Genomic DNA, 24,236 nt, shown 5'->3' with positions numbered 1-24,236 from the left:
TAATATCATACTAATACATCTTTAATAAATATGCTTATAAAATATAGGAAATTTTTTATGAAAAATTCTAGAATAGGTCTTATTGCGCTTTTTTTAGCGGCTATTTCAAACTTGGAAGCTTATTCTGAAAATATTCCAGAGCCAATAACACCTTCACCAAAACAAAATCTCATAATTTCTCCTTCAAAAAAGACAGAAAGTAAAACCTTTGACTATGTGCAATTTTTAAAAAACTATAATAATAATATAATTGACAATTCTAGTATTGTAAATATTGATAAAACAACTCAAGAATTAGTTAATTTATCACAAGACGAATATTTTAAAGATCAAGCTTCCCGTATTCAAGTTGAATTAAATATTGTCATAAGTAACGCTCAAAGAAATAATAAAAAAATTGATAAAAATTCATCTGATTATTATCAATTGAAAGTAGATTCACTTGCTATGCAAAATTATATTAAAGAAAAATATCCAGAAGCATACATTTCTCTTGAAAAATTTAAAAATGATAAAGAAAGTTCAAATTTATTAAAAAGTATTCCAAGTATGAATTCTTTTTTAAATTCACCTTTAAATGACAGTGCAGCAGTAAATACAAATGTCTATGCAAATGCGGAAGCTGTTGCCAATGCTGTGGTTGCGTCAAATGCGGTTGTAGCGACGACGGGCTTTGTTGCTGCTGAGGTTTTTATAGTTATCGCCGCTTTTGTAATATAAGGAAACGATAAAATGTTAGTATTACCACATTCCCTTTCATTAATTACTACACACCATTGTACGGCTGCATGTGATCATTGTTGTTTTTCTTGCAGCCCTAAAATAACAACACGAATTCCAAAAGAAAAAATCACATCTCTTATTAATGAGGCGCAAAGAATTCCAACTATGAAATTGGTATGCTTTACAGGTGGAGAATGTTTTACTTTAGGTAACGAATTGGATGAGCATATAGCACAAGCTACGAAATTTGGATTAATTACAAGGTGTATTACAAATGGATATTGGGCAATATCTTTAGAACATGCAAGAAGAAGAATGAAAAAAGCAAAAGAAAGTGGCTTAAAAGAAATTAATTTTAGTACGGGAACATTTCATCAAAAATATGTTCCCATTGAGCGCATTTTAAATGGAACACTTGCTGCTGCTGAAGCGGGAATTTTTGTTGTTATAAATATGGAAATATGTGATCAAAGTGATGAAATAAAAAATAATATTATATTAAAAAATGAAAAATTAATAGAGCTTCATAATGCTAAGAAAATTTTAATTCAACGTACAGTGTGGATTGAATCCGATGGTAATGCGTCATTAAGTCATCCCGAAAATAGATCTCGTTTTAATCCTAGTAATAAAAGTGCCTGTAGAACGGTTTTAAATGTTCTTTCTGTTACGCCAACTCAAGATCTTATTGCTTGCTGTGGTCTTCATTTAGAAAAAATAGATGAATTGCATTTAGGAAATTTATCAAACAGTTCTATTATGGATGTGTTAAAAAATACGCAAGATGACTTACTAAAAATTTGGATACACCTAGATGGAGTGGAAGAAGTTTACTTACAAGCCCAAAAAGAAGATCCTTCTATTTCATTACCTTTATCTTCTACTCACCCTTGTGAAACATGCTTGAGTTTATATAAAAATAAAGAGGCTTTTAGTGCTATTCAGAAAGTTGTTAAAAGAAACGAAAAAGAAATTATGGAAAGATATAGGAATAAAATAACATTGCAAATTTTTGATCGCAATGTTATCAATAATCTTTCCTTTTAATTATAAGAAAAAATAATAAAAAAATATTAAATTTCATCTAAATATTTAAATAAATAAATTTCATCAAATTTATGGGACTGATATTTTGGTCTAGGTCTATTTAAAAAATAATTAATTTGTTGAATTAATTTTCTATTTGAAGGAGATAATAAGTATTCACTTAAATTCTCATGTAAGAATTCTGAACTGTTAGTTGGAATATCTTTTTCATGATAAGCTAAACCGATCATTTCGAGTAAATTTACGTTTTCAACTTCCCAAGGATAGAGACCAAAGCCCCTTATAAAAGGAGTTGAAGAATTCATTATTTCAGTTGTTGTAGCACCCCCTGATTTTGAAATAATAATGTCTGAACTTTTATAAACATGAGGCATTTCAGATTCATAATTGAGTTTAGGAAGAAGTTTAAACGTAATTTTATTTGGAAAGATATTTTCATTACTTTCTGTATTCATCTGATCTTCAGATATCAATAATTCATTCATTGGCAATATGTGATTTTTAATTTCATCAATCACATTTTCTTTTCCAGAAGTGAGAATACTAAATTCTACATTGTGGTCTATTTGATTTGAAATATTTATAAGTTGTTTGACTAAATTTAGCATGGATTGGACATTAGGTGAGCCGCCCATAGCTATTGTAATAACTTTTCTATTGCTTGCTAAAGACAGACCTAAAGTTTTTCTGCTTTCAAAAGAATCGGAAACATTTTTCGGTGGTGTGAAATCATGAGATGAAGGAAAGGGGAGATAGTCAAATACTTCAAGCTCATCTAAAATGTTTGCAATTTTTAATTGTGAATGATTTTGAAATAATTTTCTTTTAATTATTTCAGATCTTCTGTTGTAAATTTTTGCTTCCCAATTGTCTTTTTTGTCATTATCATGAACCATAGTTCTAAAGAAGCCTCTATAATCAATTGTTGGAATCCAATATTTCACTAATTTGGAGTCTATTAAATTTAAATCAAACCATTGATTTTGAGGAAATTCATAATCAGTTATAAGAATTCTCATAGGTACTTTAAGCATATATGAGAAAGCAGTAATTTGTGAGATATGGTGAACTGTTGAAATAATAATATCAACTTCTGCTTTTTTTAATTTTTTATATAATTCACCGTAGCGATTATATGGTAAATAATCTGTTAATTTATAACTTAATAAATATAGCAAATCATTTTTCTCAAAATTACCTTCGTTAACAAAGACGTCATTGTAAATGCGGCAGGCATGATAGCCCTGTTCACTTTCGTTCCGAAGGTGTCTTGTCATAATGTATAATGTATCTGGAAAGTCGTTACATTCATCGACGCTATAAAATTGATAATTATCTTTTTCTTGAATTGTTTTCTTAATTATTTCTGCTGTAGAATGGTGTCCTCCCCCATATGGGCCAGAAATAATAGCAATTTTTTTGATTTTTTGAACTGATTTTGGCGGATTTTTGTAATGAATATTTATGTCATGAATAAATGCAATAAATTTTTCTTTATTATGAGAGTCCTTTGTAAAAAAATGATATAATATAGAATATATTTCTATTTTTTTTAATATTTCTTCTGATTCCATATTTAAATAGTTAGAATATCTATACAAAAACCACTCAAAAGAATTTATAATTTTTTGATTTGATTGAATAATGGGGTAAATGTTTTTATAATAAGAAGCCGCAACTATTTTACCTCTATCGTAATCATTATAATGTAATGATAATTCTTTTTCTAAAAAGGAATTGTATTTAAATAAGGGGTATGATTTTTTATCTTGAGCTATAATGTTATTTTCTTGATCGAACTCAAGAAAAATACCATAAGAATTATATTTTGATTTGTATTTTTCATAAAGTTTTTTAGAGTCTAATAATTTATTTTCAATCCATAAATTGTTATTTATAAATTTACCTGGATTAGGTAAATCTACAGTAAATATATCTGGGTTTTTTATTGAATTAATATCGGATTCAGTTGAATTAATATTGCATGAATATATTAAAATAATAATTAACGTTGCTATTATTTTTTTTGACATTTTAAAATTCTTTATAAAAAATATTTTAGCTAAAAATATTAGCTAAAATAATTCAATTTTTATTTAATAATAATTATTTACTTAGAGTTAAAGAAACTGCTGATTCAAAATTGTTTGGATCATTTGAGCAATTTACTAAGTCTTTTGAAAATGTGCCTTTGATTACAAGTGTGTTTTTATCGGTTTTGACAAATTCACCATCTAAGTTATATGTGCTTAAAAGTGCTTTTTCATCGATACTGTGTGCAAATTTACGAGCTGTATATACGGAATCGCGCCATTCTAGTTGATTTTCTGCATTATGAATAAAATTTATTTTATTATCGGTAATTGTTAGAATTGCATTTGATGAAATAGATATATTTACTAAGTTATTTGGATTGTTAGGGGTTCCATATTCTGGATTTAAAGGCAAAGAAGCATTATAGGTATTATAACCAAATGATCCATATGGCATATTTGAAGTAACAAAATTTAAATTGCCACTTGCATCTTCAAGTGCTTTAGTAAATATATTGATTTTAGAATTGTTTTCTTTACTAAAAATATATTCCACTTTTGAACCATCTGTCATATTAAATTTTCTTTCAGTACCGTCCTGACACGTTGCCTTACTTAAGGTCCATGAATGATAGATATCATTTTGATCTATATTTTTATTTTTAGGTGATTCCTTACAAGCCGTGCCAACAAATGAAAAAGCAGTTAGTGATAATAAAAATCTGTATTTACTTGTCATGATTTTAGCTCCTATAAAAATAGACAGAGTGTGTCTCTTATTTGATTAAATTAAATTTGTAAATATATTTAATATAATTATTTAAAAATAAAAAATAAATAATTATTATATAAGAGTTAAATTTATTTTTTTTAAATTTTTTATTATATTTTTAAAAATATAAATATTTTTATTTTTCATTATGTTTTTTGTAAAATTTTAAAATTATGTAATAATAAATATTTCAATTGTTGAATTTTATTTTAAATAATTGTACAGAGATAAGCTGTTTTAAAATGGTTAAATTATATTTACTATTTTTTGTTCTTTTCTGTCTTAATAGGTTTATCTCAATGAAATTTAAAGTTTATTTAGGTTTGTTTTTTTTATTATCTTTTTCATCTTGTAATAAAAATTTAGTAAATGGTTTGGATAATTCTTTAAATACTCATAATTCAGTTAATTTGAGTCATCAGCCTACAGCTCTGAAATCTAATGCCTGTTTTTATATTAAAACGAGTAATAATAAATATATATCTTTGGAAAAAACTTCTTTTCGTGAGGAGTTTCCTAAAAGTGATAACTCCCTTTTTTGTTTTTACAGCATTGAAGGACAATATAGAATTAGAAGTGCTACTGATGGAAGCTATGTCTCAGCTGCAAATAATAATATGGTTGAAAAAATGCCAACAGCAGCGGGTTGGGAAAATTTTATTTCCGTTCAATTGGAAAATGGCTTATATGCTTTCAAAACATTTCATAATACCTACCTTTCGATAAATGCAAATGGTGAACTTATACAGACAGATAGCTTAAGTTTTAAAAATTCAAGTTTTTATTTAGAAAATATAAATATCGTGCAAAACTCGACAATAGGAGATTACAAAAATTTTGGCCGCTTTGGAAATCAAATATTTCAATATTTATTTTTAAAAGTTTATGCTCTTAAACATGGCTATGAAGTGAGAACAAGACCTTGGGATGGAAACTTTTTTTATAATTTGACTGATGCTAAAGCTAATTTGCATTTACCACCTGTGAGTGATATGGAATGGTCTGTTTGTGACTATAATGAAAATTTGACAAAATCATATACTGATTTAAATATTTCACCATTTAATTCTCATGACATTAGAGGGTACTTTTTATTTCATAATTCACATCATAAAGAACATAAAGAATATATTCGAACTTTATTTCAAGTAAAACCTGAAATTCAAAATGATTTTAATAAAGCATTAATTGCAATGCGGAGTCATGGTAAGAAAATTCTCGCGATACATATGAGAAGAGATGATGGGGTTCAAACTCCTCTTAATTTATATGTTGATTTTGTGAAAAATAACTATGAAAAATTAGGGAATCCTGTCATATATTTAGCCAGTGACGGATTGAATCAAGTAATGAATAAATTAGATATTCATTTTCCTGATTTTCGTAATAAATATAAAGTATATACCGAGAATGATTTTTTAAATTTATTAAATCCAGAGTATTTAAAGGGTAAAGATTCTGGTCATGCTTACTTTTTTGATTTTTATATCTTAACAAAAGCCGATTTTTTAGCGACATCCGTAAGTACTTTTTCTAATGCTGCTGCTTTATTAAATGATACTGCAGAAAAAAATCAAAATGAAACAGGAATCCCTGCATTTTATAGGCCTTATACTTTACCTCATTCCTATGTTGACGGAAAGTGGAATTTTGTTGCTAACTCTATGATTCAATTTAATCCATGGAATATTTATCCAGCAAGACCTGATAATGATGATAATTAAATTTAATAGGATAAAAATGTTAGTATTATTGACAGTAGTAAAAATTATTTTGCAATAAAATAGTCATTAAATTTTTAACTGCTGCTATAAAAATTGAATTCTTATTTTAAAAATATTTATAGGAGACATTTTTATTTCGTTTTTCGTTTCAATTAAATGAAGCATTAATTGTTCTTTTTTCTCTTCCTTTTTGATCGTAAACGACCACATGGGCATCGGAATAGTAGCTAAAGTTGAGATCCTGAGTCACAATTTGATTGTTGTTTATTCCTGATGATTTAAGAACTTTATCAATAGGCAATCCCCAAAAGTGATGTTCTTTATATGTTTGAGCATAATTTACTGCTGTAATGCCGGTTAAATAGGTATCGTAATTGACTCTCACTTTCAGATGGCCTCGTGTGGCATTTAAGTGGGCTTCGACTTTTTCTCCAGGGTCTAAGGTTACAATAATACCTGTGGTTGTGCCCACAGTCGTTGTGGTTGATTGAAAACCACCTTCGCCCCAAGTGCTATCAAAATTAAAGGTGCTGCCTCCCTCAAATCCGAAAACTCCGGGAACGGAAAAGCTGGCTTTTATAGAAAATCCAACAGATTTATTTGTGGATTGTGACCAATGAGTTTCAAGAGTATTTGCTCTGGTATCTGAAATAGAAGCATTATAGGTAACACTCTTGCTACTTTTATTTTCAAAGGTTTTCTTTGCAAGAATTTCTGGTTGGGATGTTATTTCAAGAATTTGAACATCTCTTACTCTATAATTTGTCTGTACTTGTGACCAGTTGTATGTTTTATAAAGATCGTCCCATGGAGTGTCACTTTTTAAATAAACATCATCAGGAGATTTTCCAAAATAAGCTTCCACCGCCTTTTTTAAAACTTGGTCATTTCCTATACCAAATGATTCTCTTTCTTTATCCGTAATGATATGAATTTCCTGACCCGATCCGGATGCAGATGAATGATCCGCACTCATTCCAGCAATAACAGACAATAAAATAGACATAAGAAATTCTCCCAATGATGATTTATAAGGAATTTTTTTTAATAATTACTTCTGATTTTAATGAGTTCAATTAAAAAAATATTTCGATTTTATTTTGAAAATAGTTATTAATAATTTAAAATACTTATCGAGATAGATTCTTTTATGAATGCTATTCTGAATATAAATATAGTTTAAACATGATTACGAAATAATTAATTTTTTATTAATGTTATGTGTTTATTTATTGAAAGTGTTTTGGAATATATTTTATAAAAATTAGATTTGCAGGAGGAATGAAAAAAGATTTAGTTGCTATTGAGTATGATTTTTTTGGAGAGGAATTTAGGGAGAGTCTTATTTTAAATTAAAAAGTAACTTCTCTTAATAGCTCAGGATTATCAAGCACACGTCCCGAGCCTAAAACCACAGCTGTTAATGGGTTTTCAGCTACAACAATAGGAAGGCCTGTTTCTTCGCGCAGTAAGACATCTAAATTACGAATTAAGGCTCCACCGCCTACAAGAACAATACCTTTGTCTACAATGTCGGCAGCGAGTTCGGGAGGTGTTTTTTCAAGAGCGAGGCGAACAGCTTCGACAATAGCATTGACAGGTTCTTGCATGGCTTCGCGAATTTCTTCACTGGTGACTTCGATTGTTTTTGGAATACCGGCAACGAGGTCGCGGCCTTTGACTTGCATGGTGCGGATTTCTTCTTCGGGATAAGCAGAACCAATGGCAATTTTAATTTGCTCTGCGGTTCGTTCCCCGATTAAAACGTTAAAGCGGCGCTTTAGATAGTTAACTATGGATTCATCCATTTTATCGCCACCAACGCGGACGCTTTTAGAATAAACAATACCAAGCAAAGAAATAACAGCAACTTCCGTTGTTCCCCCACCAATATCTACAATCATATTTCCACTTGCTTCGTGGATAGGCAAGTCGGCACCAATGGATGCCGCCATGGGTTCTTCAATTAAGTAAACAGAAGAGCATCCGGCGGATTCGGCCGATTCACGCACGGCTCTTTTTTCCACTTCGGTTATGCCGTAGGGGATACAAATAACAGCACGAGGACGTACTAGGGAACGGTGGTTGTGTGCCACGCCAATAAAGTAACTGAGCATTTTTTCAGTCAGTTCAAAGTCGGCAATGACACCGTCTTTCATAGGACGAACGGCTTCAATCGTTCCTGGAGTTCTTCCGAGCATTTCTTTTGCAGCTCTTCCCACGGCCTTTACAGTTCGGAGACCTCGGGAGTCTCGTTGGACAGCAACAACAGAGGGCTCATTTGCCACGATTCCTCTGTTTTTCACATAAACTAACGTGTTTGCAGTTCCTAAATCAATTGCCAAATCGTGGGAAAGTAGCCTAAAAAACCAATCGAACATGGATCCTCCCTAAGGAAATTGGAGAGAATGAACAGTTTAAAGTGCATTCAAAAGTTTCATTTAATGCGATATAAAAAAGGTATCACTTTGAGAATCGTTATTCTATCAAATGAAACCAATTTTTAACCTATTGAAAAGAATATTGGACAGGACTATTGGCTCCAACCACTTGAATTGCCACAATCTCTGTCACGAGAATTTGTGCAAAGCGAGCGGGTACTGTCATGGGAAACACCTTTGCAAAGACTTCGTTTACAATATTATCAACAGCAGAAAAATCCTTTTCAGGTTGTGTTTTATGCGAAAGATTTTCAAATTTTTGGAGAGAGCCATCTCCTTTTATATAGAGTTTATAATACACAATATCTCCTGGTCTTAGAGGGGAGCTTGGTGGCACCCAGCGTTCTTGTGATTTCCAAATTCCAGAAAAGCGATTCTTAAATTCTTGGCTAAATTGGTACAAGCTCATATCTTTGACAGCATAACGTTCTTGAATACGAGGTTTATTGTAAGGAGTGAGATCGGATCCCTCAAACGGAATGTCTCCAGCATCTCCTTCAATTTGTTGTTGTTTATGGGAGTCCTTGCGCAGTTTGTCAATATAGGAGGAGCTGGAATGGGGTAAAAAAGCATCCATTCCCGATGATTCTGTTTTTTTGGGGTGTGTGGGCAAGGCAACGGGAGCGTTTTTTTTCTTTTCCTGGGGAAGTTGTTTCGATACAAAAGGATTTTTTCGTGCTTCCATATCTGGAGAATAAAATTTATCTGGAATAAGGGTTTTACTTTTTGAATTGGGATTGTTGTCTGTCAGCACACTGCCTGTATTGTTTTGAGGTATATTGATATCTGTTTCTTTTTTCTTTTTTTTATGAGTGTCTGGAGAAGAATTTCCTGTTTGTCCGTCGGTAAAACGGAATTTAATGGGATCTTTTTGAGCTTTCAGAGGCACAATATCTGATCGCGATTTTGTAATATCAATTTCTATAAGTTTAAGTGTGTAAAAGCCTATGACATGGAATAGGAGAGAAATCAAGACAACATAAATCGTATGATTCTGCTTCTTTGAATAAAGCCATATGGAATAATGAATTTCAGTTTCGCGATAAGCCAATTCTATATGCCCTCTCACCTTTCCGTAATAAAAAAGTGTGCGTCATTTTCAGCGATAAATGTTGAGGAACTTTCCCTCCCATTGTCACCGTTATAAATAAGGTGTAACACAAATTAAGTCCATATATGGAGGAATTATTGCCATGGATCTAGCGTTTTTTCCACATTTTACCTTATTTTCTAACCTCACTGAACAAGAAATTAAAACCCTATCACAGTACTTTGATAAAATATCCTATAAAAAGGGCGATATCATTTATACATCGGGGCAGACACGAGACAAGCTCCGTCTCATTATTAAAGGGCGTATTGAAGTTGCTGCCGAAACCAATGATTTTGAAGAGCCCACGACAATTTACGGTCCTAAGCAGTTTTTAGGCGAAGCTGCGTTATTGCAAGAAGGCACTCTTCATAAAGCTAAAGCAGTTGCTGTTACCAATGTAGAAATGATTGTTCTTACTCGGCAAAATTTTTTAAAACTGATGAAAGAGCATCAAGAAATTTCATGTAAAATTCAATTGAATATTGGCAGTTATGTCTTTAGCAAATTATCTCGTGGTTCAAGCCATAATAATGTGCAGTTTTCAGGCTATGGCTCAGGAAAAAAACGCCATGAACACGATCTTTTAGGAGATAGAGAGCTTCCTGATGAAGTTTATTATGGTGTGCAAACTTTACGTGCCCTTGAAAACTTTAATATTACGGGTGTTACTTTAAGAGACTTTCCTATATTTATCAAAGGTCTTGCTCAAGTAAAAAAAGCCGCCGCATTGGCAAATTGTGAAATAGGCATATTAGATAAGGAAATATGTGAACATATCGTCATGGCCTGTGATGAGATTATTGCGGGTCATTGGCATGATCAGTTTTTGGTAGATATGATTCAAGGAGGGGCAGGCACTTCGACGAATATGAATGCCAATGAAGTGATTGCCAACCGTGCTCTTGAGCTTTGGGGTAAAGAAAAGGGGCAATACAATTTTATTCATCCTAATAATCATGTGAATTTAGGGCAGTCGACTAATGATGCTTATCCTACAGCCATCCGCTTAGCTGCTTTGCAATCGGTTCCTGGCATTGTCGAAGCTTTGGAAGAGTTATGCGCCACTCTTTCAGAAAAGGGCAAAGAGTTCTCTGATGTTATAAAAATGGGTCGAACACAGTTGCAAGATGCTGTTCCCATGACACTTGGTCAAGAATTTGAAGCTTTTTCTGTCATGCTGAGCGAAGATATTGAACGTCTGCGTGAAGGTTCAAAATTGTTTTTAGAATTGAGTATTGGTGGCACTGCTATTGGTACAGGAATCAATTCGCATCCTAAATACGCGGCGACAGCTATTAAAAAAATAAAAGAAATTACAGGATTGAATGTCGTTGCTGCTCCTAATTTAATTGAAGCCACTCCTGATACGGGTGCTTTTGTGATGTTCTCTGGTATTTTAAAACGTTTGGCTGTGAAGTTAAGCAAAACTTGTAATGATTTGCGCCTGCTTTCCAGCGGTCCTCGTTGCGGATTTGGCGATATCAATTTGCCGCCCATGCAACCTGGTTCCAGTATTATGCCTGGAAAAGTAAACCCTGTTATCCCCGAAGTGGTGAATCAAGTTGCTTTTCAGGTGATTGGAAACGATTTAACGGTGACCATGGGTTCGGAAGGGGGGCAGTTGCAGCTAAACGCTTTTGAGCCTGTTATGGTCTTTAATATTTTCCAAAGTGTAAACATGTTAAGCCGTGCTATGCGGACATTAACCCGCCTTTGTGTAAAAGGAATTACAGCTAATCGTGAAGCGTGTCGTCGCGCAGTGGAACACAGCATTGGGCTCGTTACGGCATTAAATCCCTTAATTGGTTATGAAAACTCAACTATGATTGCAAAAGAAGCTTTGGAATCGGGAGAAAGTGTTTTTAACTTGGTTTTAAAACATAAGCTGCTTACGAAGGAGCAACTGGAAGAAGCTTTAAAACCTGAAAACATGCTGAGTGCCCGTTAAAGATTTTCCTTTGAACTCCGAAAATCCTTAGGATATTTCAAAATATTAGGGGTCGGGGATGGAAATTGACAACGATTTTGAAGTGCTTTTTGAAAATGGAGTTTGTACTCTAAAGGGGCATCTTGTCGATTCCACCGATCTCGAATTTATGAAAGAAACCTTTTCGAAATCTAAAGAAATCAGTTTAGGACAGCTATATTCGGTGAGTTGGTTGGGATTACAGCGATTTTACGAATGCCTCAATAAACTGACAAATTCAGTGCAAATTTCCAATATTCCGCCTCATATCTATCGTATTTTAATTCTTTTGCCTGAGTTCGGAAAAAAAATTGGAATTAAAAGTTTTCAAGTAGAAATATTTTCTCCGGGACAAGATAAAAAAAAGCACTCCATGACTATTGAAAAACTTGCAGAGTTTGGCAAAGCACAGGGTTGTTTCGTTAAGCTTCCTGAGGGACAAAAGGTTTGCGGATCTTTACATCATTTATGTCGTCCTCATTTTAATGACTTTAAAATTCCTAAAAAAAATTATGTCTCAAAATGGTGTGTTGAAAACGAAGAACTGTGCACTTTTTTTTATGAATATGCTTGTTTTACAAGGGTGATTTTAGAAATTTGCTCCTTAGCACAGGATTCCACTTCACGCTTAATAGAAGAGTCTTTGCAAAATATCTGTACACGTGTGTCAAATTTAGAGTTTTGTGTGAAGACACTCGATCCAAAATTTTCTCATTATAAATCACGTTTACTTATGTCTATGCTTCCACAAATTCATGACATTTCTAAATCTGTTGTGATTGGAATTAATTTAAGTAGCACAACTTTTGAAGCTGTGGTGCAGACATTTGAAGCATTATATATGAGCGATAGATCTGTTGCAAATGAGATATTTGATCAAATGGAGTTTTTCATAAATTTTACCGATCAACTCGTTCCTATTGCCAAAAGTTTAGAAGATGTTGGTGTTGAATTAGGTAGCAATACGCTAAAATACGGAGAATTCGATGTCCTTGAAAAGACATTTGAAACTTTTAATGGAAAGAATTTAACCGAAAAAAACATCACATCCATTCGTAGAAAATTAAAAATGGATATTTATACCAATTTAACATGGATTGAAACTTTAGAAGAAGTAAAGCAGGAATTTAAAGCAATTCAAAATGAGCTGAGTCGTTGTATTGTTGCTTTACAAGGGTTTGATTTGGTGAGACAAGTACTGGAACATCGGATTACTGAAATTAATATTTTTAAAAATTATTTAAACTCAGTTAAACATCAGCGTATGCCATGGCAAGATCTTAAAGAAAAAATATTAATTCAAATTGTGGATAGATTGGTTACTGATCAGGAAAAATATACCTATCATTTTTTCTTTCCCGATTCGACCATTGAAAAAGGCAAATCCAATATCATGTCCGGAGAACCTTTTTTCTTTTAAAAGTAATTCTTTAGCCTTGAGTCAAAAATGCCAGAAAATGTATGTGAAGGTAGCAATTTATAACGTGAGTTGATTTTCTTCTTGCTTCGTTCTATATTTAGTAACAAGGAATTTATATTATTATAATTTTATAAGTAAATTTCTTGGTGTGTGTACTAATGAATCTTTATTTACTATAAATATTGGAAAATAAAAGTGGATATTATCATACGCGAAATGAACAAGTTTGATTGTTTAAGGTGTAAAGACTTAACCCTTCAAATGGGGTATCATGACAATCTTGCCGATTTTGATAAACGGTTTTCTTTAATTAATAAGTTACCTCATCATCATCTTGTCGTAGCTGAATCTCTCGTTGATAAGACGGTGGTTGCTTGGATGCACCTTGAAATTCGTTACCTTCTTGTCTCTTCTTTTAAGGTCGAAATTTCGGCTCTTATGGTTGATGAAAAGATGAGAGGCTTAGGTATTGGAAAAAAATTTCTTGCTTATGCCGAAAATTGGACAAAGAACTGTGGATTTAAGGATATCTTTTTATATTCAAAATTAATGCGTGAGGATGCTCACAATTTTTATATAAAATGTGGTTACTTAAATTTAAAAGACGAAAAAATGTTCACAAAAAATCTTGAAAAAAATGTAATGCAAGATTTAAAAGCAATATATGAAAGCAAACTCGATTCTAAAATAGAGAATATTAAAATTCAATAAAATAAGGAGGCAATTTAAAAATTCCTAAAAATGCCCCTAGCAAAATTGAATAAAAATATTTTTTTGTTCAAATATAATGCAAAATAAATTGAAAGAAATTTGATAAATGTATTTTTATAAATAGTTCCTTATTTATTGCAAATAAATTTACTCCTCTAAATTTCTTAAAAGAGTAATCTGTATTTTAGAGTTTATTTGATCAATTTAAATTATGGCTCTTGCTATTTGCATCGCTGAAATACAAATAATACCAAACATTAAATGGCACATTACTTTAGATGGGCTTTTTACCATTATTGAATTTCCACCGTAACTATCTTTTAGAAGCGCATTTGTTCTTTCTGCTCCTGCTCTAAACTTATAGCGTTCAGATTTTGGAGGGTCGAATTCAATTTTTTCTCCTCTGCGAGGATTATGCTCAATAACATGAACTTTTCCTCTCGCAATAATATCTTCTTTTATTATGCTAGAATCATATGCTGAATCCATAAGGGTATATAAGCTCGATATTCTATTACCAGTGATCATTTCAAGTGGTAAAGAAACATTGTTGTCATGAACCGAGGCTGAAGTTAATAAACAGCTTATTGGAATTCCATAATCCCCTGTATCGATATGCAATTTATAGCCAATCCATGAATAACTATAGCCTTTAGAATTTTTTTTAGATCCAATATTGCAATTTACAGGTAACTCCAAAAGCATTTCATTTAAATTTTTATTTTTTTGCTTTTCTAAAATTGAAGGTTCCTTTTTTAGAATGAATTCACCTTTGCGAGGCCGCCCTCTTGCCCGTTTCTTTAATTCAATTTTTGCTTCTTTTTTCTCTGGCTTTTCTCTCACTTCAATGGCGGTTGAATCCCTGGAAATATGGTGAACCAGAACTCCCTTATGATATTTTTTTATTATTACTTCATGTATTTTTTCAGCCAATTTTGTTTTAGAAAACTCCTTAAAAGCATTGCTAAATGAGGCTTCGCAAGGGAGTTTATTTTTGTTAATAAAACCACAAATTCTTCTCAAAACAATATCTACTTTTAATCGATCAATTAATGAAACTGTAGTTGGTAAATTTAATACTGATTTTGCAATAAATGCTTTTGCAAAACATTCTCTATCCAAAGATGGACGACCTCTTCCAGGACAGGAAGCGTAATCATTAAAAAAATCAGCAATCTTAATTGTATCCAAAATCAGCATCAGCTCAAGATGGCTTTCTGTAGGATTACCAAGATAAATCTCTGGTTCCGGAAATAATTTGTCTTTAAATCTTTGCCAATATTTAGAAATCGTGATATCCATGCAATGTTTCTCCTGCATTAATTTGTTTACGCAAAACTATAATTAACACAGAAGAAACACCTTTTCGCTTTTCTAGCGAAGAAAATTACTCATCCACTGAATTTTTAAATTGCCTCATAAGTATAATTTAATAACCTATCTCATTCTTAAGAGTATGAATAACTTCATGTAATTTTTTTAAAATCAGGGGATCTTGAATCTCTTCTAAAGATTTTGCAATATTTATTTCATTGTAAAGATTATCAAGAAAACGAATTGCAGCATGCAAATCATGAATTTTCTTTTTGTTTGAATTTAATTTTAAATTCATAATTTATTATTCCCAACGATTGTGCATCCAAAAATATTCTTCAGGGTTTTGTCGTATCATTTCTTCAACAAGAAGGTTCATTTGAATGGTATTTTGTGTGACATTTTCTTCAAAACTCAGGTTTTTATCTTCTGTCATTTTAAATTCAGGTAAAAAAGTGATTTCATGAGTATCTATTTTTGTTCTTTTAATAATAACGGGAATAATAGGTGCTTTTTTTCTTAACCAAAGCTTGGCAAGGCTATTATTTGTAGAGGCATCTTTACCAAAAAAAGGAACGACTTCACCCCTAGGGCGCTTTTGATCGACAATAAACCCAATCACTTCTTGTTTTGAGAGAGCATTAAAAATTTGAGTTGTGGGAGTCTCTACTGATTTTCTGTCGATAAGGCGATATCCAATGGAAGAACGCATATCTTCAACCCATTTTGCCAATGTTCCTTTGCCAATAGGCTTGACAACGACATGCACGGGAGCAAACTTAACGGAACCAATATGGCAAAGATATTCCCAATTTCCCATATGAATGCAAAGTGTGTAAATTCCCAAATTTTGAGAAAATAATTCGTTTGCTATATTTTCGTTATTTAATATAAATTTTGTTCGTGCAAAAAGTTTTTTTGCGGTAAATAATTCAAGTGCTGTTTGTAAAAAACTAATTGTTGATTTCCTGCCAATTTTTATTTTTTCTTGAAGAGATTTTGTTTCTCCGAAAGCAATATTTAAGTTTTTTAGAATAACTTTTCTTCTAATTTTTAGGATATCGAACATAAGAATTGCTAAAATTAAAGATAAAATGTAAATGCCTCTATGACCTAAAATATTTAAGCAATATGACAAACAATTTAAGAAAACTTTTAAAAACATACTTTTCCTCAAAATAAAATCCAAAAAAGGTTTTTTTGGATGGGCTAGCTTAGCGATAAATTGTGGATTCGTCTACACAGTATCCATAAGGGGGTGTTCTTCAAAGTGGGTTTCCACTTCCATTTTTGTGAAGAACTTCTCATTGCATACGGAGCAGCGGTATTGAGCATTATCACGGGTAAAAGGTTTTTGGCCTGGTTTGCGATATAAAATGGGTTTTTCAATTTCGGCAGGTCTCGTTAGGATATCGGCCTCATGATCCATGGGATCTCCTGAAGTTCCGGGTTCTTCAGGGGCTTGTTCAGGAGGCGCAGCGTCTATAGAGGGCTCTTGTGCGACCATGAGATCTTGCTCGGCGCCGCCACTGTCATCGTCGCTCAGTTCAGGAAGTGAAGGAGTCGGCTCCGACGGTCCTTTTTTTTCGGGGGGTCTATATGCAGCTTGATTTTTAGGAAGAGGGCTTCCTAAAATTCCAGGACGGCTCACAAGTTTGTCTCGCCGAGTTTTTTCTGCTTGTTCTGCCAAACCTGCAAATAAGGAGTTGAGATGCTCCCCTAGTGCCCTGGGAAAGCGCGCCGTACGCAAGTCTCTCATAACGCATAAAGCGGCATCGGGCTGTGTTGCGTAGGTCTTCCCACAAAGAATGCAAAGATAGGTTTGAGTGTTATTTTTAGTAGCAATAACAGGCAATGATGTTAAAGAAAGCCCATTGCTGGTGAGACATCTCCAAGCATCATTAGGATTATTATATCGTTTGCCGCATAAACCACAAATGTAGCATCCCGGACCTTTGAGTACCCTACAAAGTCTATGCATAGGGGAGTTTTTAAGTCCTGGTGCTTTTAGTAGTGATTTTATATTCTTAGGTATTTCCATAAAATCTTTCGAGCATCTGAATAGATAGAGCCTCTTAGCAAACAACTCTGTAGCCTTATCGGCCGTATTGTTTTAAAAGTAAATATTGCGATTCAGCTTGAACTTAGATAGGAATGTGCGGAACCCATGGGGTCGTAAAAGAAGGGAAGAATCATGCCAGTATTAACAGTGAAAACCGATAAAAAGAATATAACCGTAGAGAACGGCGCTTCTATCATTGATGTGTGTGAAACCGAAGAAACAAGCATTTTATTTGGTTGTCGTGATGGCGCCTGTGGTGCTTGTATGATTCGTGTTGTAGAAAATCCTCAACATTTAAGCACGATAGAAGAGCACGAACGTGACTTTTTAGAAACAATGGCAGCACGTGAAGACGAGCGCTTGGCTTGCCAATGTAAAGTTTTAGGTGATGTGACAATCGAAGTTTCTGAATAAATAATGTTTTTCTAACACATTACATAAGGAAGTAGGTGTCTTGTGGATCAACCCGATTTCGAATTTGATTTTGAAAAACTACATGGCGCATCTAACGATTTTATTTTTATACCTCATCCCATTTTAATAAATTTTAAGAGTCAACTCGAACTTAAAAATTTTGTGAAAAATATATGTCATCGCAATCAAGGAATTGGTGCCGATGGCGTTGTTTTTTATGATTTAGGCAAAGATAAATCTAAAAATAAAAGCAATGAAAATTTAAATCAAATAAAAATTTTCATTGTTAATTCCGATGGCAGTTATGCAGGAACCTGTGGCAATGCTTTGCGCTGCTTAGGATTTAAATTATTACGTGATAAAGAATGGGATGGGAAAACTGAATTACCTATTTATCGTTTATTTCCAAAACATTTTTCACAGAATCTGAATTTAATTTCTTCAGATGAAAGCTTTGTTTTACAAACAAATTCTTTTGCTATTTTAAATAATGCGACTTTAGATTCCGTGATAACAGCTACAGTTCATGTTGCTATGGGTAAAGAAGTAAATACAAAAGCTACGCCAATTTTAGAAAATGCCCTTGCTCAATTTGGAAATACTTTAGATTTTCTAACTCCCATTTATGTTGAACTCTCTAATCCGCATTGGATATTTATTTCACCAAATTTTCAACATTTTAATCGAAGAGAATTCAAAGAATTTGGCTTATTTGCCCAAGGTGAATTGCGATCTAAGTCGTTGGAAGGAGAAGTTCCTTTAGCAAATATTGGAATGATAACGCTACAACAAAAAAATTCATTGCAATGGAATTTGGTTGTGTTCGAAAGAGGAGCGGGATTAACGCAATGTTGTGGTTCAGGTGCTGTGGCAGCGCGTATTGCCCTAGAATATTCAGGTTTTGTTTCTCAAGAAGTTTCAGATGTTTCTTTTCAAATGCCAGGCGGTTTGGTTTCTATTTCTAAACCTTTAAATAGAGGTGATGAAACAGCACAAAGAGTTTTAAAGGGGCCTGCACATTGGGTTTTTAAGGGAAATGGACTTCATCGTCCCAATCAATAATGTCACTATTTGCCTTAAATTTTATATTTAACAAACGTAACAATCCAAAATAATCTTCTTTAAAAAGCGAATAAAACATTTCACAGGTGATAGCATGTTCGGGATGAATTTTAATGGTAAATTTATTTGGATTTAATATATATTTGTTAAACTCATGAAGAGCTGCTTCAAGCGGCGTTTTTTCAATAAATAATAGTAAAAATTCGTTTTGTTGAATAGCGTTTTTTTTGATTTCTTCAAGAGTTGTATTTTTTTTAATAGCCTCTTTTTGAAAGTACTTGTTTAAAAAGTCCTGATCAAATATTTGTATATAAGAATCTTGAATAATTGATTTTTCAGGGTTTAAAATATTATCAATATAAAATTTGCTACTGAGTTTGATATTGATAATATTTTTAATGCTAATATTTGATTCAAGTAATGATTTATCTTCATTACTTTGATTTGTTTTTTGATAGTTTATATTTAAGTTCAGTAATAAATTATTATATTCTTGTCCTAAGATTTCGTGTAAAGCCTCATTTTTTGAGAACATTTTTTTGGAATCAATAGGAAGGTCATCTAGATTTAGTTTAAATGACTTCAGATTTAAAAGCACTTGATTTTGTTCCTCATCGGGGATGAGGTTTTTTAAATTATAACTAGTGTATAAAATGATTTTTTTGTTTAGAAAAATATTAAACTCAGCAGTATATTGTCCATATTGATAGTCTGCTTTAAAGGAAGCAGTAGGGGAGTTCAAAAAATAGTTTACAGTTTCTGTAGAGTTGTTTATTTCTGGAAGTTGTTGAATAATTTGCTGTTTCAATTTATTCAAACTCAAAAACTCTATGCAGTCTGCTTTGACGAATTTGGGAATAATTTTAGATTTTTCTAATATAAAATCTTCGATTGTTATTTTTCGAATAAAAATATCGCCGTGTAATTTGTTAAAAGTTAAAAAAACATCATTTATTTCATATTTTTTGTTAATAAAAAACAAAGGTGATAAAGTAATTCTTCTGAATTCAATGTCTTTAATATATGAAGAGTTTTTAATAATTTGTTTAAAGTTTTTTTGAACTTCATGGGATATTTTATATTGCAGAAATAGCATACCAATTGAGTATAATGCAAACGAAAAAACGAAACTAGTAATTAACAATATAGCTTTTCTTTTCATTAAATTCATTTTCCCTGATGCTTTATGATATTTCAAAATAAAATAATAAGGCTCAAATTTTTTGAGCATGAAGACATTATCATATTTTCATCAAATTTGTCATTATATTATATCATTTGAAAATCATTTCAGAGATATTATAAATATTATTGATATTTGTTACCAGATGCAAAAAAATCATTTAATGAGTTTTATTAATTAAATTTAACTATTTCCGTCGTGGGAAACAATGTACAAATCTTTTGTTCTATAGTTGTCTTGCGGACTGACGAAGGTAACGCCTTGAACATAGGTTTTTATGAGTCGATAAATTTTACTGGAAAATAAGGGTGACACAGGAAAATCATCCATAGCCATTTTAGCAGCACTGGAAAGGATTTGCTTTCTTTTTTCAGGATTCATTTCTTTAGAAGATTCATGCAATAATACGTTAAATTCTTTCTTATTATACCCTGTAATATTTTGCGCATTTCCATTTTCTAATAAGCCAATAAAGTTTTGTGCATCGTTATAATCTGCGCCATATAATTGAAGTGTGACTTGATAATTTTTGCTGGTTAAATAACTTAAATGAACTTTCCATTCTTCACTAATCAATTCTGTTTTCGTGCCCAATGCTTTTTCCCAAATAGAAGCCAAAGCGGTGGCGTATTTGCGATCGGTTTCGTTGGTTGCATAAGTAAACTTAATGCGGGCAGGATTTTCTTTAGAATATCCCGCTTCTTTGTAAAGTTGTTGTGCTTTTGCAAGCAATTCTTTATCACTCATCTTCGACCATGTAGGAACATAAGGCGTGTAATTCGCAATACCATAGGGAACAATATCGTAAAGAGGAGTTTCATTTTTACCTGAGATATATTTTGTAAAGGATTCTCTGTTTACTACAAGCGAAAGAGCTTCGCGTAATTTTTTATTGTTAAAAGGAGGCTTTTCAGTATTAAAACTTATGTAATTTGAGGCAAGTTGTGGAGCATTTCTAAGTTCTTTTGGATATTGTTTTTTTATACTTTCTAATTGACCAGGAGGAATTCCATAAGTCCAGTCGAGCTGTCCTGCTTGGAACATTCTTAAAGATGTTGTTTTATCTTGGGTTGCATAAAAATTCACGGTATTAATAACAGTATTTTTGCTATCCCAATAATTTGGATTTTTTTCTAAAGAAATGTGATCGCCAATTTTCCAAGATTTTAATTTATAAGCACCGTTGCCTACAATATGCAATGATTGTGTCCAATCAGATTTATATTTTTCCACCACATCTTTTTTTAAGGGAACAAAGTTAACACCGGTAAGAACGCTTAAAAAATAAGGAGTAGGTTGTTCTAAAGTAATTTCAAGTGTGAAGTTATCAAGGGCTTTTACTCCTAATGTTTCAGGATTTGCTTTTCCATCCACAATAGTTTGCGCATTTTTAATCATATTTGCTAAATAAGCCATTTCAGAAGCCGTATTTGGATTCACAAATCTTTTAAAACTGTAGACATAATCGTCCGCTAAAACAGGAGAGCCATCGGACCATTTGGCATTTTTTCTCAAATGAAATGTATACTTTGTTCCGCCTTTATTAATATCCCAATGAGTTGCTCCTGCAGGAATAATATTTCCCATAGGATCATCAATGACAAGACTTTCAAAAAGATCCATTACAACATTGGCACCCAAATTATCGCGGACGCGCGAAGGATCGAGTGAGGAGGGTTCGCTTGAATTATCTTTATTTAATATTTGATTTTTAGCTAATTTTGTTCCGTTGGGGACAACAGCTGCTTGAGCTGCAGAAAGAATGCCAAATGAAACAGTTAATAACGTAACTGTTTTAAATAGTTTTTTTTGCATGGTTACTCCTGCATAACTAATTATAAAATTTGTTTTCTTTTAATTTAGTAAGTCAGCAGGAGGTAATTTGTCAAGTTAATAAAATTATTTTGTAATAAGTGACATGAATTCATTTCGTGATGCCATAGACTCACGAAATTGTCCTAACATAGAGCTTGTAATCATGGTTGAATTTTGTTTGCGCACACCGCGGACGCACATGCAACTGTGAATCCCTTCAACGACGACGGCAACACCATCGGGTTTTAAATATTTATTTATAGCATTGGCAATTTGTTGGGTGAGGCGTTCTTGAACTTGAAGGCGCTGGGCATACACATCAACAATGCGGGCGAGTTTAGACAGCCCTACAATACGCCCCCCTGAAGGGAGATAGGCAATATGGGCTTTTCCTGCAAAACTCAGCAAATGATGCTCGCATAAAGAATTAAATTCGATGTCTTTTAATAGCACCATTTCATCGGAATCAGATTCAAAAGTTGTGGCCAGGATTTCTTCAGGATTTAAAGCATATCCTTCGGTCATTTCTATAAGGGAGCGACAAAATCTGTCAGGAGTATCGAGCAAACCATCCCGTTTGGGATTTTCACCGATATAACGTAAAAGGGTTTTCACAGCTTCTGTAGCGGCTTCCGCACTCACATTATTAGCACTCACGGCTTTTTTGAAATTGGAACTCATTCATTCACTCCTTACAAGCTTTTTAGGGTGATTTTGGCATCCCCAGGCTCTTTTTCAAAATAAAGTATAACGCTTCTGCCAATGCGACCTACGAGATGGGAATGAACAGGGAGAATATCGTTTAATTCCTTTTCTTGGCTTTTTTTGGCGTCTGCATCCGAATTACCTGGAAGTTGTATTTTAATAAGCTCATGCTTTTCAAGCGCTAAAGCAATTTCTTTTCCCACTGTTTCCGAAAAACCTTGAGAACCAACTTGGACCACAGGTTTGAGGTGATGAGCGAGTCCTTTCAGCTTAGCCTTTTGTTCACTGGTTAGAACTTCCGAATATTTATGAACTTTTTTCTCTGTGGCCATTCTGTAACGCTCCTTAATCGACGTAAAAAAAATACCTTGCACCAAATTTCAGGGAGATGCCATACTTTTTGCATGGCTTCACTGTGGATAAAAGACTTAATTTGCCAAAAATAGTGTCGATAACGCCACTGCAACAGGGAGGATGGCAATGGCCAAGAAAATACTCATCGTTGATGACTCTCGTACGATTCGCCAGCAGGTGGGCTTTACCTTGTCAAAGGAAGGCTTTGAGGTGGTTGAGGCAGAAGATGGTCAAGACGGCATAAATAAGCTACAGGGAACGCCTGATATAAGCATGATCATCTCCGATGTAAACATGCCTAATATGGATGGCTTGGTCATGATTGAAACCATCCGAAAGATAGAAGAGTTCAAGTTTATTCCTATAATAATGCTTACAACAGAAAGCAGTGGGGATAAAGTGGAACGCGCAAAAAAAGCAGGTGCAAGTGGTTGGTTAGTGAAACCATTTAATCCTGAACAACTTGTTGGTGCGGTTAAGAAATTAGCTCGATAATGAAAGGATACACTCATGTCGGGGAATGACGGCTCTGGTAAAGGAGCCAAACTAGATGCTTTATATAAATTAAAACATGATACTACAGGTATTCGTAAAAGAATTGCACCTAAAATTGAAACGTATAAACTTATTGGTTTTAAATTAAATGATGAAGAATTTGTAATTGAAATAGAAAGAGTTAAAGAAATTGTTAAAGTACCATTGGTAACACGCGTTTCTAAAGCTCCTCATTTTGTGGAAGGTGTTGCGAATTTGCGCGGTGATATTTTACAAGTTGTTAACTTTCATAAAATTATGGGACTTGATAATTTACCTATTTCTGAAAGAAGTCGCATTATTGTTTTAGATGATAAAAATGTATTAGCAGCTATTATTGTTGATTCTGTGAGTGAAGTTATTGAAGTGGAAAAAGAAGCTGTGCAACAAACTCCAGATATTGTTGCTGGAGAAAGATCGAAATTTTTAAAAGGAATTATTAAACCTCACAAACATAGAAATATTTTGTGGCTCGATTGTGCTGCAATTTACTCTGAGTTTAGTGCGCAAAATGAGAAAAAAGCAGCTGCCGCTTAAAAAAGGATTTACTTATGGCAATTATGGCCTACGAAAATAGAACTTTTAAACTAACTGGAAAGCTTACTATATATAAGGTTTCAGAGTTGAAAAATAAACTTCTCGAAGGATATAATGGTGAAGCCAAAAAAGACGGTGATTTTTTTCTAGATTTATCTGCCGCTGAATCAATTGATGGAGCTGTTCTTCAATTATTAATTGCGCTTAAAACATTGGTTAAAAATGGTAAAGGAAATTTAAAACTTAAGGTAAGCTGCCAACCTTTTGATTCTTTATTAGAAGTTTTTGGTATGCCTGCAGATACATTTCCAAAGGGTTAAATAAAC

At 32.8% G+C, this 24,236-nt stretch carries 24 protein-coding genes; 11 read left to right on the top strand and 13 right to left on the bottom strand.

Features of this window, described 5'->3' with window-relative positions; all coding sequences use genetic code 11:
* Positions 1 to 57: 57 nt before the first annotated feature.
* On the top strand, positions 58 to 720 hold the full coding sequence (locus tag AXG55_RS08385) for a hypothetical protein (RefSeq protein WP_148697674.1): 663 nt from the start codon (positions 58 to 60) through the stop codon (positions 718 to 720).
* Between the two features lie 12 nt (positions 721 to 732).
* The gene (locus AXG55_RS08380; RefSeq protein ID WP_148697673.1) at positions 733 to 1,770 is read left to right on the top strand and encodes a radical SAM protein; all 1,038 of its coding nucleotides are present in this window, start codon (positions 733 to 735) and stop codon (positions 1,768 to 1,770) included.
* 26 nt (positions 1,771 to 1,796) lie between these two features.
* Here the strand turns inward: AXG55_RS08380 and AXG55_RS08375 are convergent, their stop codons facing one another.
* Together AXG55_RS08375 and AXG55_RS08370 are read right to left on the bottom strand one after the other, a co-directional pair.
* Positions 1,797 to 3,803, bottom strand: a complete 2,007-nt coding sequence (locus AXG55_RS08375; RefSeq protein WP_148697672.1) for a glycosyltransferase family protein — start codon at positions 3,801 to 3,803, stop codon at positions 1,797 to 1,799.
* A 73-nt stretch (positions 3,804 to 3,876) separates the two neighbouring features.
* Complete coding sequence (locus AXG55_RS08370) at positions 3,877 to 4,542, bottom strand: hypothetical protein (protein ID WP_148697671.1); 666 nt, start codon at positions 4,540 to 4,542, stop codon at positions 3,877 to 3,879.
* A gap of 332 nt (positions 4,543 to 4,874) precedes the next feature.
* On the opposite strand from AXG55_RS08370, the gene AXG55_RS08365 reads away from it, so the two are divergent.
* The gene (locus AXG55_RS08365; RefSeq protein WP_148697670.1) at positions 4,875 to 6,299 is read left to right on the top strand and encodes an O-fucosyltransferase family protein; all 1,425 of its coding nucleotides are present in this window, start codon (positions 4,875 to 4,877) and stop codon (positions 6,297 to 6,299) included.
* A 148-nt stretch (positions 6,300 to 6,447) separates the two neighbouring features.
* Here the strand turns inward: AXG55_RS08365 and AXG55_RS08360 are convergent, their stop codons facing one another.
* The 3 genes from AXG55_RS08360 to AXG55_RS08350 form a co-directional block, all read right to left on the bottom strand.
* Positions 6,448 to 7,305, bottom strand: coding sequence for a follicular epithelium yolk protein subunit (locus AXG55_RS08360; RefSeq protein WP_148697669.1), 858 nt, complete (start codon positions 7,303 to 7,305; stop codon positions 6,448 to 6,450).
* 346 nt (positions 7,306 to 7,651) lie between these two features.
* Entirely contained in the window at positions 7,652 to 8,680 is a 1,029-nt protein-coding gene (locus tag AXG55_RS08355; protein ID WP_148697668.1) for a rod shape-determining protein, read from the bottom strand.
* 127 nt (positions 8,681 to 8,807) lie between these two features.
* On the bottom strand, positions 8,808 to 9,791 hold the full coding sequence (locus tag AXG55_RS08350; protein ID WP_148697667.1) for a hypothetical protein: 984 nt from the start codon (positions 9,789 to 9,791) through the stop codon (positions 8,808 to 8,810).
* A 142-nt stretch (positions 9,792 to 9,933) separates the two neighbouring features.
* On the opposite strand from AXG55_RS08350, the gene aspA reads away from it, so the two are divergent.
* The 3 genes from aspA (at position 9,934) to AXG55_RS08335 (ending at position 13,930) form a co-directional block, all read left to right on the top strand.
* Entirely contained in the window at positions 9,934 to 11,781 is a 1,848-nt protein-coding gene (aspA, locus tag AXG55_RS08345) for an aspartate ammonia-lyase (protein WP_148697666.1), read from the top strand.
* A gap of 58 nt (positions 11,782 to 11,839) precedes the next feature.
* Positions 11,840 to 13,219 carry a hypothetical protein gene (locus AXG55_RS08340; protein WP_148697665.1) on the top strand — a complete coding sequence of 460 codons (1,380 nt, stop codon included), beginning with the start codon at positions 11,840 to 11,842 and terminating at the stop codon, positions 13,217 to 13,219.
* A gap of 195 nt (positions 13,220 to 13,414) precedes the next feature.
* Positions 13,415 to 13,930: a GNAT family N-acetyltransferase gene (locus tag AXG55_RS08335; protein ID WP_148697664.1), complete on the top strand. Its 516-nt coding sequence runs from the start codon at positions 13,415 to 13,417 to the stop codon at positions 13,928 to 13,930.
* Positions 13,931 to 14,134: 204 nt separating this feature from the next.
* Here the strand turns inward: AXG55_RS08335 and AXG55_RS08330 are convergent, their stop codons facing one another.
* The 4 genes from AXG55_RS08330 to AXG55_RS08315 all read right to left on the bottom strand — a co-directional run bounded on the left by AXG55_RS08330 (position 14,135) and on the right by AXG55_RS08315 (position 17,285).
* Positions 14,135 to 15,232, bottom strand: coding sequence for a transposase (locus AXG55_RS08330; RefSeq protein WP_233231089.1), 1,098 nt, complete (start codon positions 15,230 to 15,232; stop codon positions 14,135 to 14,137).
* Between the two features lie 127 nt (positions 15,233 to 15,359).
* The gene (locus tag AXG55_RS08325) at positions 15,360 to 15,542 is read right to left on the bottom strand and encodes a hypothetical protein (protein ID WP_148697663.1); all 183 of its coding nucleotides are present in this window, start codon (positions 15,540 to 15,542) and stop codon (positions 15,360 to 15,362) included.
* Between the two features lie 6 nt (positions 15,543 to 15,548).
* Positions 15,549 to 16,409, bottom strand: coding sequence for a lysophospholipid acyltransferase family protein (locus tag AXG55_RS08320; RefSeq protein WP_148697662.1), 861 nt, complete (start codon positions 16,407 to 16,409; stop codon positions 15,549 to 15,551).
* Between the two features lie 72 nt (positions 16,410 to 16,481).
* On the bottom strand, positions 16,482 to 17,285 hold the full coding sequence (locus tag AXG55_RS08315) for a hypothetical protein (RefSeq protein WP_148697661.1): 804 nt from the start codon (positions 17,283 to 17,285) through the stop codon (positions 16,482 to 16,484).
* Between the two features lie 153 nt (positions 17,286 to 17,438).
* On the opposite strand from AXG55_RS08315, the gene AXG55_RS08310 reads away from it, so the two are divergent.
* Both AXG55_RS08310 and dapF read left to right on the top strand, forming a co-directional pair.
* On the top strand, positions 17,439 to 17,720 hold the full coding sequence (locus AXG55_RS08310; protein WP_148697660.1) for a 2Fe-2S iron-sulfur cluster-binding protein: 282 nt from the start codon (positions 17,439 to 17,441) through the stop codon (positions 17,718 to 17,720).
* A 42-nt stretch (positions 17,721 to 17,762) separates the two neighbouring features.
* Positions 17,763 to 18,782 carry a diaminopimelate epimerase gene (gene dapF, locus AXG55_RS08305; RefSeq protein ID WP_148697659.1) on the top strand — a complete coding sequence of 340 codons (1,020 nt, stop codon included), beginning with the start codon at positions 17,763 to 17,765 and terminating at the stop codon, positions 18,780 to 18,782.
* Here the strand turns inward: dapF and AXG55_RS08300 are convergent.
* The 4 genes from AXG55_RS08300 to AXG55_RS08285 form a co-directional block, all read right to left on the bottom strand.
* A complete protein-coding gene (locus tag AXG55_RS08300; RefSeq protein WP_148697658.1) occupies positions 18,748 to 19,944 on the bottom strand; it encodes a hypothetical protein in 1,197 nt (398 codons plus the stop codon). The two genes, dapF and AXG55_RS08300, sit on opposite strands and share 35 nt — an antisense overlap.
* 204 nt (positions 19,945 to 20,148) lie before the next feature.
* On the bottom strand, positions 20,149 to 21,780 hold the full coding sequence (locus AXG55_RS08295; RefSeq protein ID WP_148697657.1) for a peptide ABC transporter substrate-binding protein: 1,632 nt from the start codon (positions 21,778 to 21,780) through the stop codon (positions 20,149 to 20,151).
* A gap of 84 nt (positions 21,781 to 21,864) precedes the next feature.
* Positions 21,865 to 22,461, bottom strand: coding sequence for a GTP cyclohydrolase I FolE (gene folE / locus AXG55_RS08290; protein WP_148697656.1), 597 nt, complete (start codon positions 22,459 to 22,461; stop codon positions 21,865 to 21,867).
* An 11-nt stretch (positions 22,462 to 22,472) separates the two neighbouring features.
* Complete coding sequence (locus AXG55_RS08285; protein WP_148697655.1) at positions 22,473 to 22,817, bottom strand: YhbY family RNA-binding protein; 345 nt, start codon at positions 22,815 to 22,817, stop codon at positions 22,473 to 22,475.
* A gap of 148 nt (positions 22,818 to 22,965) precedes the next feature.
* Here AXG55_RS08285 and AXG55_RS08280 point away from each other — a divergent pair, with 148 nt between their 5' ends.
* The 3 genes from AXG55_RS08280 to AXG55_RS08270 are packed head-to-tail and all read left to right on the top strand — an operon-like array spanning position 22,966 to position 24,230.
* The gene (locus AXG55_RS08280; protein ID WP_148697654.1) at positions 22,966 to 23,334 is read left to right on the top strand and encodes a response regulator; all 369 of its coding nucleotides are present in this window, start codon (positions 22,966 to 22,968) and stop codon (positions 23,332 to 23,334) included.
* A 15-nt stretch (positions 23,335 to 23,349) separates the two neighbouring features.
* A complete protein-coding gene (locus tag AXG55_RS08275; RefSeq protein WP_148697653.1) occupies positions 23,350 to 23,910 on the top strand; it encodes a chemotaxis protein CheW in 561 nt (186 codons plus the stop codon).
* A 14-nt stretch (positions 23,911 to 23,924) separates the two neighbouring features.
* Positions 23,925 to 24,230 carry an STAS domain-containing protein gene (locus AXG55_RS08270; RefSeq protein WP_148697652.1) on the top strand — a complete coding sequence of 102 codons (306 nt, stop codon included), beginning with the start codon at positions 23,925 to 23,927 and terminating at the stop codon, positions 24,228 to 24,230.
* The last annotated feature ends 6 nt before the right edge of the window (positions 24,231 to 24,236 follow it).

The sequence above is a fragment of the Silvanigrella aquatica genome, assembly GCF_001907975.1.
Taxonomy (GTDB): Bacteria; Bdellovibrionota_B; Oligoflexia; order Silvanigrellales; family Silvanigrellaceae; genus Silvanigrella; species Silvanigrella aquatica.
This window is presented reverse-complemented; position numbering and strand designations above follow the sequence as displayed.